Raw genomic sequence first — 14,524 nt, 5'->3', positions numbered from 1 at the left:
ATCGGGCGGGGGCGGGTCAGGGGGAGGCGGCGGAGGGATCAGCTAATCCGCCGGCTGGCGGTTCACGTTGGCGCGCAGCACATAGATGGTGACCGGCGAGGTGCGGTGGCGCACCTCGCCGCCGGCATCCAGCAGCTCGGCCTGCAGCACGTGCTCGCCGGGGTTCATGTTGGGCACCATGAAGGCACTGGTGTGCATGGCCGACTGGCTGACCTGGCCATCCACCAGCAACCGTACGCGATGATCCTCGCGCAGCGCCGGCTCGATGCCCAGGTCCACGGGGATGTTGCCGGCCGCCCCCACGGGGAAGGCCTGCTCGTGGTTCGGCGAGACGATGCTGAAGCTGTCGTAGGGCATGAAGGGCTGTCCCGGCGGGGCCGCGGCCTCATCGCCCTCGAGACTCGGCGCCTCGGCGCCGATACGTACCTCGCCGGTGGCCGGCACTACCGTGACCGGCGCCAGCTCCACCTCCTCGCCACCGCGGTCGGGGTTGTCGGTGAACACCACGTTGCCCTGGGCGTCGGTGGTGCGGTAGATGGTCTGCGCCTGCGCAGCCAGGCTGAATGTCAGCCCCACCGCCAGTGCCAGCATGGCCTTGTTCATGGGCTCCCCCTGCGTCGCGCCCCCTGACGGGGCTCGGAATGTCATGACATCGCGATCTCGTACTTGGATAGTGTATATAAGAAAGGGGTTCCGCCGTGGCGAAACCCCTCGTTTCGATCAACGCAGCGGCGCCGGCCACGCGGGCCGGCCACCGCCGGGATCAGCAGCTGTAGTACATGTCGAACTCGACCGGATGGGTGGTCATGCGCAGGCGCTCGACGTCCTCTTCCTTGAGCTCGATGTAGGCATCGATCATCTCGTCGGTGAAGACGCCACCCTCGGTGAGGAAGGCACGATCGGCGTCCAGGGCCTCCAGCGCCTGATCGAGGCTGTGGGCCACGGTGGGCACTTCCTTGCCCTCTTCCGGCGGCAGGTCATAGAGGTTCTTGTCCATGGCGTCGCCGGGGTGGATCTTGTTCCTGATGCCGTCGATGCCGGCCATCAGCATCGCCGCGAAGCACAGGTAGGGGTTGGCGGTCGGGTCCGGGAAACGCAGCTCCACACGCTTGCCCTTGGGGCTGGCGGTGTAGGGGATGCGGATGGAGGCGGAGCGGTTACGGGCGCTGTAGGCCAGCATCACCGGGGCCTCGAAGCCCGGCACCAGGCGCTTGTAGGAGTTGGTGGAAGCGTTGGTGAAGGCGTTCAGGGCACGGGCATGCTTGACGATGCCGCCGATGTAGTACAGCGCCATCTCGGAGAGGCCGGCGTACTCGTCACCCGCGAACTGGTTCTGGCCTTCCTTCCAGAAGGACTGGTGGACGTGCATGCCGGAACCGTTGTCGCCGACCAGCGGCTTGGGCATGAAGGTGGCGGTCTTGCCGTAGGCGTGGGCCACGTTGTGCACCACGTACTTCATTTCCTGCAGCTCGTCGGCCTTCTTCACCAGGGTGTTGAACTTGACGCCGATCTCGTTCTGGCCGGCGTTGGACACCTCGTGGTGGTGCACCTCGACGGTCTGGCCGATGGCCTCCAGGGTGTTGCACATGGCGCCGCGGATGTCGTGGAAGCTGTCCACCGGGGGCACCGGGAAGTAGCCGCCCTTGACGCGCGGACGGTGACCCAGGTTGCCGCCCTCGATGGGCCGGTCCGTGGACCAGGCACCCTCCTCGGAGGTGATCTTGTACATGGCGCCTTCGATGTCGGCCTTCCAGTGCACCTCGTCGAAGATGAAGAACTCGGGCTCCGGACCGAAGAAGGCGGTGTCGCCCAGGCCGCTGGACTGCAGGTAGGCCTCGGCACGCTTGGCGATGGAGCGCGGATCGCGATCATAGCCCTGCATGGTGGCCGGCTCGATGATGTCGCAGCGCAGCACCAGGGTGGCGTCCTCGGTGAAGGGGTCGAGAAACCCGGTGCCGTCCTCGGGGCGCAGGATCATGTCGGACTCGTTGATGCCCTTCCAACCGGAGATGGAAGAGCCGTCGAACATCTGGCCGTTCTCGAAGAACTCCTCATCGACGTCACGGGCCGGAATGGAGACGTGCTGCTCCTTGCCTTTGGTATCGGTGAAGCGCAGATCCACCCACTTGACGTCGTGTTCTTCGATCAGGGCGAGCGTCTTGGCAGCCATGGTGTCCTCCAGATTGAGCTAAGCTCGATGGTTTTGGTGATTCGGTATCACTGATGCTGGGCAACCCAGCGCAAGTTTTAGCATGCCGAGGGACCAAAGCCCACGGCCGCCGGACCGGGGTCAGGCGCTGCCCGAGGGAATGCATGCCCCGTGCCAACAATGCACCCCAATGCAGCACGCCACTCACAAGCAGCTGATGTAAAAGTGCTTTCTTGAACTTCTCTTGCGCACTCGGATAGCGCCTCCTCTCCATTCGGCGGGGGTGAGGGGCAAGACACTCCCATCCAAGCACTTTATTGGTGCAATAAATGACCTCGTTGCACCATTATGGACAACTCGGCTCGCCGGATGGCCTCTCTCATGCTTCCTGGGGGCGCCTTTCCACTCCCTCGTCCCATGGAAATTTCATACCGATACCGCTTTGATACAAGGACAAACCAACCGCTACACTTTATTACACTGACCCGGCAAGCGACCTCCCGGCCGCACTCCGGAGCCCCTCGCCGCCTCGGCTGCTCGGAGTTCGCATGACCTCGCCCACCGGCTGCATCCTCATCGACACCCGCAGCGTCGGCGCCCGCCTACCCCGACAACTGGCCATGGTGGAGGCCCTGCCGTCGCGTCACCGTTTCGAGCTGGTGGTGATCGATGACACCCGGGATCCACGCCTCCCCGATATCGTGCGCCGATTCGGTGCACACCTCGTGTCCCAGCCCCGCGCTCCCCTTGGCCACCGCCTCAACGCGGCCATCGGCCGCTGCGGTGGCGAGGTGCTGATCTTCCCGGCGTTCGGCAACGCCACCCCCGCCGAGGAGTTGTGGCGCCAGGCCGCCCGGGTCTCGGCCCAGGAGGTCGACGTCATCACCCTGCCGGCCGTCTCGCGAGGCGTGCTGGACCGGCTGCTGGTGCGGCTCTGGGGCCCTTCCGGGGGTGATGGCGTCTGCCTGGCGCGCCACTGGTTCGAGCGCATCGGCGGCTGTGACGACACCCTCGACCGATCGGCACTGGCCGATCTGCTGGAACGCTTGCGCGCCTGCGGCGCCCGCATCGAGGGCACTCACCCCCTTGAAAAGGCGTGAGACTTTCGACTCCGACGCAAACTTCCTGCGACAATGCTGGTAGGGGCCGCGTCCCAGCAACTATAATGCGTCCCCGTTTTTTCCCAGCAGGATCCCGTCGTGATCGAGAATCTTCGCAACATCGCCATCATCGCTCACGTCGACCACGGCAAGACCACCCTGGTCGACAAGCTCCTCCAGCAGTCCGGCACCCTGGACCGCAAGGCCGAGGGCCAGGAGCGCATCATGGACTCCACCGACCAGGAGAAGGAGCGCGGCATCACCATCCTGGCCAAGAACACGGCGATCCGCTGGCAGGCCCCCGACGGCCAGGACTACCACATCAACATCGTCGACACCCCCGGACACGCCGACTTCGGCGGCGAGGTCGAGCGCGTCATGTCCATGGTCGACTCGGTACTGCTGCTGGTGGACGCCGTGGACGGCCCCATGCCGCAGACCCGCTTCGTCACCCAGAAGGCCTTCGACCAGGGCCTCAAGCCCATCGTGGTGGTCAACAAGATCGACCGCCCCGGCGCGCGGCCGGACTGGGTCATCGACCAGATCTTCGACCTCTTCGACAACCTCGGCGCCAGCGACGAGCAGCTCGACTTCCCGATCATCTACTGCTCGGCGCTCAACGGCATCGCCGGCCCCGAGCCGGAGGAGATGACCGAGGACATGGGTCCCATGTTCCGGGCCATCGTCGACATCGTCGAACCGCCCAGGGTGTCGATCGACGGCCCCTTCCAGATGCAGATCTCGGCGCTGGACTACTCCAGCTACGTGGGCGTCATCGGCCTGGGCCGCATCACCCGCGGTGCGGTGAGGCCCAACCAGCAGGTCGTGGTGGTCAGCAAGGAAGGCAAGGAGCGCAAGGGCAAGGTCGGCCAGGTGATGACCCACCTGGGCCTGGAGCGGGTGCAGACCGACGAGGCCACCGCCGGCGACATCGTCTGCATCACCGGCATCGACGCCCTGGCGATCTCCGACACCCTGTGCGACCCGGCCGCCGTCGAGGCGCTGCCGCCGCTGTCGGTGGACGAGCCCACCGTGTCCATGACCTTCCAGGTCAACGACTCGCCGTTCGCCGGCAAGGATGGCAAGTTCGTCACCAGCCGCAACATCAAGGACCGCCTCGACCAGGAGCTGATCCACAACGTGGCGCTGCGCGTCGAGCAGGGCGAAACCCCGGAGAAGTTCACCGTCTCCGGCCGCGGCGAGCTGCACCTCTCGGTGCTGATAGAGACCATGCGTCGCGAAGGCTTCGAACTGGCCGTGGGCCGTCCCGAGGTGATCATCCGCGAGATCGACGGCGAGAAGCAGGAGCCGTACGAGGAGGTGATCATCGACTGCGAGGAGCAGCACCAGGGCGCCATCATGGAGGAGCTCGGCTACCGCAAGGGCGAGCTCAAGAACATGAACCCCGACGGCAAGGGCCGGGTGCGCCTCGACTTCATCATCCCGGCGCGTGGGCTGATCGGCTTCCGCGGCCAGTTCCTGACCCTGACCTCGGGCACCGGCATCCTCACCAGCCGCTTCGACCACTATGGCCCGCTGCGCCCCGACGCCGCCATCGAGCGCCGCAACGGCGTGCTGGTCTCGATGGTTTCCGGCAAGGCCCTGGCCTACGCCCTCTACGCCCTGCAGGAGCGCGGCAAGCTGATCATCGACCACGGCACCGAGGTCTACGAGGGCATGCTGGTGGGCATCAACAACCGCGCCAACGACATGGTGGTCAATCCCACCAAGGGCAAGAAGCTCGACAACATGCGTGCCTCGGGCAATGACGAGAACATCGTCCTGACCCCGCCGGTGAAGTTCTCCCTGGAGCAGGCCGTCGAGTTCCTCGACGACGACGAGCTGGTGGAGATCACCCCCAACCACATCCGCCTGCGCAAGAAGCACCTCACCGAGAACGAGCGCAAGCGCGCCGGCAAGAAGTAAGCGCTGCCTCGTCCCAGCGACGACGCCCGCCTGCCGGCGGGCGTCGTCGTTTCACGGGCCGCGCTCGGCATCTATGCTGGAAACGTGCCTTGCACCGGGCGGGCCTGGTCGCCCGATTCCCCCTTCGGCTCAACGAGGAGATTCACCATGCACAAGCACGTGGAGTGGGACGAGCCCGGCGCCGACAGCGTGCTGCGCCACTTCGAGCAGGACCCCAGCGGCTATTCGGACCCCGGCCCCGGCGACATCCTGTCGGCCCGCCACGAGGGCGCCGTGGTACGGGTGAAGGTGGAGGCCTATCTGGAGGGCACCAGCATCGGCGAGGTGGTGGCGATCATCGCCGTGGACAACGGCCGGCGCCTCAAGTCCCACGGCAAGCTCGACCTGGGCGATACGGTCCGCCTGCCGGACGACAGGCGCGCCCTGGAGCGGACCATCGGCGAGGCCAACGACAGGGACGACGATGACTAGTCGATGGCCGCACCATCGCCGAGCCTAACGCCTGTTAAACGCTGGATGACTGGTTCCCGCCGACGTTTTGTCGCAAAGTGGCGGCACAGGCCCACAAGGCCAACGACCTGGGCTCGGGAGCACCGATGAGCACGCACAACGTCTGGACCCACAAGGGCACCTTCCTGCTGGCCGCCGTCGGCTCGGCGGTCGGCCTGGGCAACCTGTGGCGCTTCCCCTACCTCGCCGGCGAGAACGGCGGCGGCGCCTTCATCCTGGTCTACGCCCTGACCATCTTCGCGGTGGGCATCCCCATCCTGATCGCCGAGACCATGCTGGGCCGCGCCAGCCGGCGCAGCCCGATCATGGGCATGCGCTTCCTCACCCGTACCCATCGCGCCTCCCCCGCCTGGGCCTCCATCGGCTGGCTGGGCGCCGCCTCGGCCTTCCTGATCCTCAGCTTCTATTCGGTGATCGCCGGCTGGGCCATCCACTACACCTGGCAGATGCTCACCGGTTCCCTGGCCGGGGCCGACGCCGAGACCATCGGCGCCGGTTTCGACGCCCTGCTCGCCTCGCCGGCCCTGCTCACCCTCTACCACACCCTCTTCATCGTCGCCTCGGGCCTGATCGTCGGCCTGGGCATCCACAAGGGCATCGAGAACGGCCTGCGCATCATCATGCCGGCGCTGTTCGTCATCCTGCTGGTGGTGCTGGCCTATGGCGTGGTCAACGGCGACTTCGCCGCCGCGGCCGGTTTCCTGTTCACCTTCAACCTGGCCGACCTCAGCCTGGCCGGCTGGCTCGAGGCCATGGGCCAGTCGTTCTTCACCCTGAGCCTGGGCATGGGCGCCATCATGGCCTACGGCGCCTACATGTCCGGCGAGGCCTCGCTGACCCTCACCGCCATCGCCATCGCCGTCATCGACACCGCCGTGGCCATGGTCGCCGGCCTGGCGATCTTCTCGCTGGTGTTCGGCGCCGGCCTCGACGCCGGCCAGGGCCCCGGGCTGATGTTCGTGACCCTGCCGCTGGCCTTCGCCGAGATGCCCGCCGGCGCGCTGATCGGCGGCGTGTTCTTCATCCTGGTGCTGGGCGCGGCGATCAGCTCCTCCATCTCGCTGATCGAGCCGGTGGCCGCCTACCTGGTGGAGCGCTTCGACCTCACCCGCCCCCAGGCGGTGTTCGCCATGGTGGTGGCCAGTTGGGCGCTGGGTCTGCTCACCGTGGTGAGCTTCAACATCTGGGCCGAGGGCAGCCTCTTCCATGCCCTGTTCGGGCGCAGCGCCTTCGCCTTCATCGAGCTGCTCACCAACATCTTCATGCCGCTGGGCGGCCTGTTGATCGCGCTGTTCGCCGGCTGGGCGCTGACCCAGTCCGAGGTGATGAAGGAGATGCGTACCGGCCAGGCCTGGTTCCACGCCTGGCGCTTCCTGGTGCGCTTCGTCGCCCCGGCGGCGGTCTCCTTCGTGTTCCTGCGCACCATCCCCCAGGTGGAGGGCTACCTGATTCCCACCATCGGTGCGGTGGTGATCGTCGGCGCCTTCGCCGCCGGTCGCACCTTCCTGATGGAGGAGAGCCAGGAGAAGTGAATCCCGCCGCCGGAGGGCGGCGGCGTCCGGACAGACAACAACAGCGGACTCCCTATGGCATCCATGATCGACGTGCGACACGTCCACAAGGCCTTCGGCGGCCTCAAGGTCATCGACGACTGCTCGATCGCGGTCGAGCAGGGCTCGATCACCGGCCTGATCGGCCCCAACGGCGCCGGCAAGTCGACGCTGTTCAACATCATCGCCGGTGCCCTGCCGCTGGACAGCGGCCAGGTGCTGCTGGACGGCGAGGACATCACCAACCGCCCCGCCAACGAACTCTTCCACAAGGGGCTGCTCCGCACCTTCCAGATCGCCCACGAGTTCCACCAGCTGACCGCCCTGGAAAACCTGATGATGGTGCCCCCGGCCCAGGCCGGCGAGAACCTCTTCGACGCCTGGCTCAAGCCCGGCCGGGTGCGCGCCCAGGAGGCGGAGGTGCGCCGCAAGGCCCTGGAGGTGATCGACTTCATCGGCCTCTACCACGTGCGCAACGAGCTGGCCGGCAACCTCTCCGGGGGCCAGAAGAAGCTCCTCGAACTGGGCCGCAGCATGATGACCGACGCCCGGGTGGTGCTGCTCGACGAGATCGCCGCCGGGGTCAACCGCACCCTGCTCGGCGACCTGGTCGCGAACATCGAGCGCCTCAACCGCGAGATGGGCTACACCTTCCTGGTCATCGAGCACGACATGGACATGATCGCACGGCTCTGCGACCCGGTGATCGTGCTCGCCCAGGGCCGGGTGATGGTCCAGGGCAGCATCGAGGAGATCCAGAACGATCCCGCGGTCATCGAGGCCTACTTCGGTTCCAACGTAGCCTGAGGGTGCCGGGGCGGCCTGACCCCAGGCGGGCCAGCACAACGAACAACAGAGCGAACGCAGGAAACCTTCCACGATGCCACTACTCGATGCGCGCGACGTGTACGGCGGCTACGGCGGCATGAACATCCTCAACGGGGTGGACATGGCCATCGAGGCCGACGAGATCGGCGTGATCGTCGGCCCCAACGGGGCCGGCAAGTCCACCATGCTCAAGGCGATCTTCGGCCTGCTCAGCATCAACCAGGGCGAGATCCTGCTGCGTGGCGAGCCCATCCACAACCTGCCGACCAACCAGCTGGTGCAGAAGGGCATGGGCTTCGTGCCCCAGGAGTACAACGTCTTCCCCAGCCTCACGGTGCAGGAAAACCTGGAGATGGGCGCCTTCCTCAAGCCGGAGAGCGTCGCCCGCATGCTCGAACGGGTCTACGGGATCTTCCCGCCATTGAAGGAGAAGCGCCGCCAGCCCGCCGGCGAGCTCTCCGGTGGCCAGCGCCAGATGGTGGCCATGGGCCGGGCGCTGATGGCCGAGCCCAGCGTGCTGCTGCTCGACGAGCCCACCGCCGGCCTCTCGCCGCTGTTCATGAACGAGATCTTCGAACGGGTGAAGGAGGTCAATGCCGCCGGCGTCGGCGTGTTGATGGTGGAGCAGAACGCCAAGCAGGCGCTGGCCATCGCCGACAAGGGCTTCGTGCTGGCCGCCGGCCAGAACCGTTTCACCGATACCGGCGCCGCCCTGCTGGCGGACCCGGAAGTGGCCAGGAGCTTCCTGGGCGGCTAACCGGGACAAGGGAGAACCATCGCCGTGAACGAACTCGTCTTCTTCATCAACAACGTGATCATCACCGGCAGCGTCAGCGGCTCGATCTATGCCATTGGCGCGGTGGGCGTGACCCTGGTGTTCAGCATCATGCGTTTCGCCCACTTCGCCCACGCCGACATGATGACCTTCGGCGCCTTCATGGTGCTGCTGCTCACCCTGGCCTTTCCCGGTGCGGGAGGCGCCGTGGGGCTGCCCACGGCGGTGGTGATGCTGCCGCTGGCCATCCTGCTCACCGCGGCCCTGGCGGTGGGCATCGACCGCGCCTTCTACAAGCCGCTGCGCGCCCACGGGGTCAAGCCCATCGTCATGGTGATCGCCTCGCTGGGGGTCACCCTGATGCTGCAGGGGCTGATCCGGCTGTTCGCCGGCACCGGCGGCCAGCGCCTCTACATCGACGACCGCAAGGAGATCTTCCGCCTCGCCCTGCCCTTCGAGGGGGCCCGGGCGCCCATCGTGGTCACCGAGCCGCAGATCATCCTGTTCATCCTGACCATCGTCTGCGTGGTGAGCCTGCACCTCTTCCTGTCGCGCTCGCGACTGGGCAAGGCGATGCGCGCCATGTCCGACAATCCCGACCTGGCCCGCGCCTCCGGCATCAACACCAACCTGATCGTGGCGGTGACCTGGATGATCGCCGGCGGCCTGGCGGCCATCGCCGGCACCCTGCTGTCGCTGGACGTGACCTTCAAGCCCGACCTCAGCTTCTTCCTGCTGCTGCCGATCTTCGCCGCGGCCATCGTCGGCGGCGTGGGCCATCCCTACGGCGCCATCGCCGGCGGCTTCGTGGTGGGCTTCGCCGAAACCCTGGCGGTGTTCAACTGGGGCGTGCTGTTGCGCCCCTTCCGCGACAGCCTGCCGGAGTGGCTCGCCCAGGCGGGCAGCCTCTCCTTCGTGGGCACCGAGTACAAGATCGTGGTGCCCTTCGTCCTCCTGGTCGCCATCCTGGTATGGCGCCCCACTGGACTCTTCAAAGGGAAGGTGATCACTTGAGCACACAATCCGAGCGCCCTTCCGATCTCGTCGCCGCTCCCTCGCGCTTCCCATGGCGCGAGGTGGTCCTGTTCGCCGTCTTGCTGATGGCCGTCCTCGGCGTCTATGCGCTGATGGGCACTGCCTACAGCACCCGCATGTTGGTGGAGGCCGCCTGCTACGCCATCCTGGCCCTGGGGCTGACCATCCAGTGGGGCTATGCCGGCCAGTTCAACGCCGGGGTGATGGGCTTCGTGGCCCTGGGCGGTTACTGCGCCATGGCCTTCAGCGTGCCCGTCAACCAGGCCTTCTGGGCCAGCGATCTGGCCGGCGAGCTGGGCATGGTGCTGCTGTTCCTGGCGGTCGGCGTGCTGGTGGTGGTCGGCGTCAGCCGCCTGCACCGCCTGGGCGTGCCCCGGCGCCTGAGCACCACGCTGGCCGTGGTCCTGGCGCTGCTGCTCTACCTGCTGGTCTCCGCCCGCCTCGACGAGGTGGCCGGCCGCATCGAGTCGCAGTTCGGCTTCATCGGCGGCCTGGGCCTGCCCGCCTGGGCCGGCTGGATCGTCGGCGGCGCCCTGGCCGGCGTGGTGGGCTACTTCATCGGCAAGGTGTGCCTGGGCCTGCGCAGCGACTACCTGGCCATCGCCACCCTGGGCATCGCCGAGATCATCAAGGCGGTGCTCAAGAACGCCGACTGGCTGACCCGCGGCACTGCCACCGTCTCGCCGCTGCCCTGGCCAGTACCGCCTCCCGGCGAGGTGGGCTTCACCCTGGCCCGGGCGCTCTACCTGTCGGTGACGGCGGTGATGATCGCGGCGATCTTCTTCCTGCTCACCCGCGCCTACAACGCCCCCTGGGGACGCATGATCCGCGCCATCCGCGACAACGAGGTCTCGTCCGCCGCCATGGGCAAGGACATCAACCGCCGCCGCCTGGAGATCTTCGTGCTGGGCTGCATCCTGATGGGCATCGGCGGGGCCACCCTAGCCAGCTTCAACAGCCTGTTCGACCCCCAGGGCTACCTGCCCCTCAACCACACCTTCCTGGTGCTGGTGATGGTGATCCTCGGCGGGCCGGGCAACAACCTGGGCACCATCTTCGGCGCCGTGGCGGTCTACATCATCTGGGTGATGTCCGAGCCCCTGGCCCTGGCCGTGCTGGAGCTGGTGGTGGGCCTGGGCGAGGGCGCCTTCGGCTGGGATGCCCCCAGCAACCTCGACAGCCGCGCCCTGCAGGCGCGGGTGTTCGTGATCGGCCTGCTGATCAGCCTGGTGCTGCGTTACGCCCCTAAGGGGCTGTTGCCGGAGAAGGTGCGCCACCACGGCTAGCTAGGTCGTGGATCAACTCCACCAGGTTCTTGAGCGAGCGGGCTAAGCGATCGAGCTTCCACGTTACGCCGAGAGCTCGTGCTCGATGGCGGTGGCCACGAACTGATTGAGGCTCTGCCCCTTGGCGGTGGCGGCATCGACGGCGTTCTTGTGCAGCTCTTCGGGCAGGCGCACCTGAAACTTGCCGGAGTAGGACTTGGTGGGCTCGATGCCACGCTCCCGGCACTCCTCGAGGAAGACGCGCAGCGAAACCCGGCCTTCCTCACGCAGCTTGGCGACGCTGTCAGCGTAGAAGTCGGCACCGCCGTTCAGGCCGGTGAACTCGCCGCGGAACATCTCGATATCCGGGTCGTACTGGATGACGGCACGATAGCCGTCGATGATCATGATGTTGTTCACGGGGTCTCTCCGTTCTCTTCCAACCAGTTGCGTATGCTGGCCACCGCGCCCTTGTCGGTATCCGGTGAGGGGTGGGGCCGATGAAACACGCGCACCTCACCAAACAGCACGACGGCGATACGCGAGCCCTCCCGTTCCTGGATGTCGGCGCCCAGCGCCTTGAGGAGCGATTCGATGTCGCTCCAAGGGATCGATCCCGACGTGGGTCGGCTGAAGATGGCGGCCAGCGTCTTGGCGTGTTTTCGTTTCATGCCCCAATGATACTGAATTTTAGTACCATCGACCAGAACACGCCAACCGGCTGTGGCCCGTGGCGGGGCGATGGTGCGCGGGGCGGCAAAACCAAGATTACAGCGCTTTTCCAGACACTTTGATCCTCATGATGCCGCCCTGCTGCCGATCGAGTCGCACCCAAACCAGACCATCGATCATTTGCGGGCGTTCACGCCACGATCTTACATGCCGCAAACCATCTAGCTGAAAAGCCCATGCTCCCTGAAGTGAAAGGCATTCTGTTGAGTGCTCCACCCACACAGAAGGTATCGGCAGGGGGACGCATGCGGGTAGGCATCGATGGACTCTTTCAGGCGCTCGAAGACAGCCTCGACCTCTTCCTGAGTCTGCACCTGGAAGACCATCAACTTGTGGTCGGCCTGGGCCTGGAGGAGCTTGTTGAAGTCGTAGCGGATGCCCCAGAGACGGCTATCGGACATCTCGATCTCCACCGCCAGCGGCATGCCGATCAGGTTCCGGTTGGCATCCAGGCGCCGCCAAACCAGGTCATAGAGCCATTCTCCTCGGCTACTAGCTGGTAGCACCTGAAATCCGAGGCGATGGCCCTCTTCGGCTAGCGCCGTCTTGATGTCACGGTTCTTGTCGGGGCTCGGCCAGATCTCACGCTTCCACTGTGACGTATCACCATCGTGCTTCTCGGCAGCTTTGGCCTTCTTCCGCTCGATGGCCTTGTGCTGAACAAGGCTCAGCCTCTCGATCAGCCACGGGATCAGGTCCCAGTCATCTCGTCGCGCATCGGCCGCATCGCGAGAAGCGCCCCCAGGAAGCCACTCCAACACGACTTTGCCGCCCCCCAGGCGCAGGATGCCGTCATGGGCTCGCTCGGCGCTTTGTACCGAGCGTTCAACCATCATGTCATCCAGCAGGCCGATCAGCGCGTCGCGCAGACCGCTAGTCTTGAGCACCTCATAGTCCGCCTCTTCGAAGAACGGCGTGGCGACATCGAGGCGCCCATCATCGTTGATAGTTCCGAAGACCAGCTCCCCGCGTAACGCTTGGTGCTGGTCGTACTGAGACACCAGTGCTTCCAGTCGGCGCAACGCTTCATCCTTGGCAATCATCATCAACCTCCCTGCGGCTTGGTACGGCATGTTCTCGTTTTGCCGCCATGCTACCACTGCCCACCTCGACCCGTTATAGATACAGCTCCCACAACGCGCGCTAGCAATACCGCTGGGCGCCTGACGGCGCCAATCGCCCAGCAGAGCTGGCCTCCTACAGGAAACGCCGACGCACATTCCACTGTAGGAGGCCAATTCATTGGTGGTCCGACATTTCGGCGATGGAGGCCGCAGGCCTCCCGGCGGCGCCTCCAGGAACCGGCCATGAAGAGGCCCCGGCGGTTGCCCGCCGGGGCCTTTACGTCGACGGGGCGTGTCGCCCGTCAGAGGTCCAGGAAGCCCTTGCCGACGAACTCGCCGTCCTCGACGGCCATCTCTTCGACCACCCCGGGCACGTCGCCGGCCTCGTCGAACTCGTGGCTGCCGGAGGCGCCCTCGTAGTTGATCTCCTCGCCGGCGGCGATCAGCTCCACGGCCTTCTCCCACTCGCCGGGCAGGATCACCTCGCCGGGGGCGGAGGACACGCTGCGCAGTGCCTCGGAGAGCCCCTCGCGCTCGGCACTGCCGTTCTGCTCGATGGCCAACGCCAGCAGGAAGGCCGCGTCATAGGACTGGGAGGCGAACACCTCATCGTGCTCCACCCCCGCGGCCTCGGCCAGCTCGACGAAGCGCTCGGTTCCGGGCGTATCCGGGCTGCCCGGGCGGGTGGCGATCATGCCCTCCAGGACGTCGCCGCCCACGCCCTCGATCAGGCCCGAGCCCACCATGCCATCGGCCCCGATGTACTGGGTGAACATGCCGCCCTCGTAGGCCTGGCGCAATACCGTCTGGCCGGAGGTGTCGGCATAGGCCAGCACCACCAGGTTGGGAACGCCGGTGGCCGAGAGGGTGCCCAGCTCGGAGCGGTAGTCGGCGCGGTTGTCCTCGTGGGCCAGGTTCTCGGCCACGGTACCGCCCTCGGCCTCGTAGGTGGCCGCGAAGGCGTCGGACAGGCCACGGCCGTAATCGTTGTTCACGTAGGTGACCACCACCTCCTCGATGCCCTTGTCGAGCAGCATCTTGGCCAGCGCCTCGCCCTGGAAGGCATCGGAGGGCACGGTGCGGAACACCAGGTCATTGTCGTCGAGCTCGCTCACCGCCGGGGCGGTGGAGGCCGGCGACACCATCACCACGCCCCCCGGGATCGCCGCGTTGTTGGCCGCGGCGATGGTCGCGCCGGTGCACAGCGCGCCGACGATGGCCGTCACCTCCTCACTGTTGACCAGGCGGTCGGCCGCGTTGGAGGCCGCCGAGGCGTCGGAGCAGGTGGTGTCGCCGGTGGGCATGCTGATCTGCTCGCCCCCCAGCAGGCCGCCCTGCTCGTTGACATGCTGTACCGCCAGCTCGGCACTCTCGTAGATCGGCGGCACCAGGCTCTCGATGCCACCGGTGAAGCCGCCCAGGAAGCCGATCTTCACCTCGGCCTGGGCAGCGCCCACGGCCAGGGCGGAGGCCGCTACCGCCATCGCTAGTACGCTCTTCTTCATGTTGTTCGTCCCGCTCCGATTACATGGATGACACACACCCCCAAATCTGGAAGGCCCCCGGGGAAAACTCAAGCGGGATCCGCCA

14 protein-coding genes are annotated in these 14,524 nt (G+C 66.3%); 8 read left to right on the top strand and 6 right to left on the bottom strand.

The window, feature by feature from the left end; all coding sequences use genetic code 11:
- Nucleotides 1-42: 42 nt before the first annotated feature.
- Nucleotides 43-603: a DUF4124 domain-containing protein gene (locus tag QWY80_RS16575; protein WP_290233915.1), complete on the bottom strand. Its 561-nt coding sequence runs from the start codon at nt 601-603 to the stop codon at nt 43-45.
- A gap of 160 nt (nt 604-763) precedes the next feature.
- Entirely contained in the window at nt 764-2,170 is a 1,407-nt protein-coding gene (gene glnA / locus QWY80_RS16570; RefSeq protein ID WP_290233914.1) for a glutamate--ammonia ligase, read from the bottom strand.
- 527 nt (nt 2,171-2,697) lie between these two features.
- Here glnA and QWY80_RS16565 point away from each other — a divergent pair.
- From QWY80_RS16565 to QWY80_RS16530, 8 genes are all read left to right on the top strand, one after another.
- The gene (locus tag QWY80_RS16565; RefSeq protein WP_290233911.1) at nt 2,698-3,249 is read left to right on the top strand and encodes a glycosyltransferase family A protein; all 552 of its coding nucleotides are present in this window, start codon (nt 2,698-2,700) and stop codon (nt 3,247-3,249) included.
- A gap of 99 nt (nt 3,250-3,348) precedes the next feature.
- Nucleotides 3,349-5,175, top strand: a complete 1,827-nt coding sequence (gene typA, locus QWY80_RS16560) for a translational GTPase TypA (protein WP_290233908.1) — start codon at nt 3,349-3,351, stop codon at nt 5,173-5,175.
- Between the two features lie 147 nt (nt 5,176-5,322).
- Nucleotides 5,323-5,646: a hypothetical protein gene (locus QWY80_RS16555; protein WP_290233906.1), complete on the top strand. Its 324-nt coding sequence runs from the start codon at nt 5,323-5,325 to the stop codon at nt 5,644-5,646.
- A gap of 125 nt (nt 5,647-5,771) precedes the next feature.
- Complete coding sequence (locus QWY80_RS16550; protein WP_290233903.1) at nt 5,772-7,217, top strand: sodium-dependent transporter; 1,446 nt, start codon at nt 5,772-5,774, stop codon at nt 7,215-7,217.
- Between the two features lie 54 nt (nt 7,218-7,271).
- A complete protein-coding gene (locus tag QWY80_RS16545) occupies nt 7,272-8,042 on the top strand; it encodes an ABC transporter ATP-binding protein (RefSeq protein WP_290233902.1) in 771 nt (256 codons plus the stop codon).
- Nucleotides 8,043-8,115: 73 nt separating this feature from the next.
- Nucleotides 8,116-8,820 (top strand): ABC transporter ATP-binding protein, encoded by a 705-nt coding sequence (locus tag QWY80_RS16540; protein ID WP_290233900.1) that lies wholly within the window; start codon nt 8,116-8,118, stop codon nt 8,818-8,820.
- A gap of 24 nt (nt 8,821-8,844) precedes the next feature.
- Nucleotides 8,845-9,852: a branched-chain amino acid ABC transporter permease gene (locus QWY80_RS16535; protein ID WP_290233896.1), complete on the top strand. Its 1,008-nt coding sequence runs from the start codon at nt 8,845-8,847 to the stop codon at nt 9,850-9,852.
- On the top strand, nt 9,849-11,159 hold the full coding sequence (locus tag QWY80_RS16530; RefSeq protein ID WP_290233894.1) for a branched-chain amino acid ABC transporter permease: 1,311 nt from the start codon (nt 9,849-9,851) through the stop codon (nt 11,157-11,159). Before QWY80_RS16535 ends, QWY80_RS16530 begins: the two co-directional genes overlap by 4 nt.
- Nucleotides 11,160-11,222: 63 nt before the next feature.
- Here QWY80_RS16530 and QWY80_RS16525 read toward each other — a convergent pair whose 3' ends face one another.
- The 4 genes from QWY80_RS16525 to QWY80_RS16510 all read right to left on the bottom strand — a co-directional run bounded on the left by QWY80_RS16525 (nt 11,223) and on the right by QWY80_RS16510 (nt 14,439).
- Nucleotides 11,223-11,558 (bottom strand): type II toxin-antitoxin system HicB family antitoxin, encoded by a 336-nt coding sequence (locus QWY80_RS16525; RefSeq protein ID WP_290233891.1) that lies wholly within the window; start codon nt 11,556-11,558, stop codon nt 11,223-11,225.
- On the bottom strand, nt 11,555-11,809 hold the full coding sequence (locus tag QWY80_RS16520) for a type II toxin-antitoxin system HicA family toxin (protein ID WP_290233887.1): 255 nt from the start codon (nt 11,807-11,809) through the stop codon (nt 11,555-11,557). The genes QWY80_RS16525 and QWY80_RS16520 overlap by 4 nt, the downstream gene beginning before the upstream one ends.
- Before the next feature lie 222 nt (nt 11,810-12,031).
- Nucleotides 12,032-12,916, bottom strand: coding sequence for a hypothetical protein (locus QWY80_RS16515; protein ID WP_290233882.1), 885 nt, complete (start codon nt 12,914-12,916; stop codon nt 12,032-12,034).
- A gap of 320 nt (nt 12,917-13,236) precedes the next feature.
- Nucleotides 13,237-14,439 (bottom strand): ABC transporter substrate-binding protein, encoded by a 1,203-nt coding sequence (locus tag QWY80_RS16510; RefSeq protein WP_290233880.1) that lies wholly within the window; start codon nt 14,437-14,439, stop codon nt 13,237-13,239.
- Nucleotides 14,440-14,524: the final 85 nt, after the last annotated feature.

This window comes from Halomonas ramblicola, assembly GCF_030409215.1.
Lineage (GTDB): Bacteria > Pseudomonadota > Gammaproteobacteria > Pseudomonadales > Halomonadaceae > Halomonas > Halomonas ramblicola.
The sequence above is the reverse complement of the archived record's forward strand: the minus strand, read 5'-3'. Positions and strand labels throughout refer to the sequence as shown.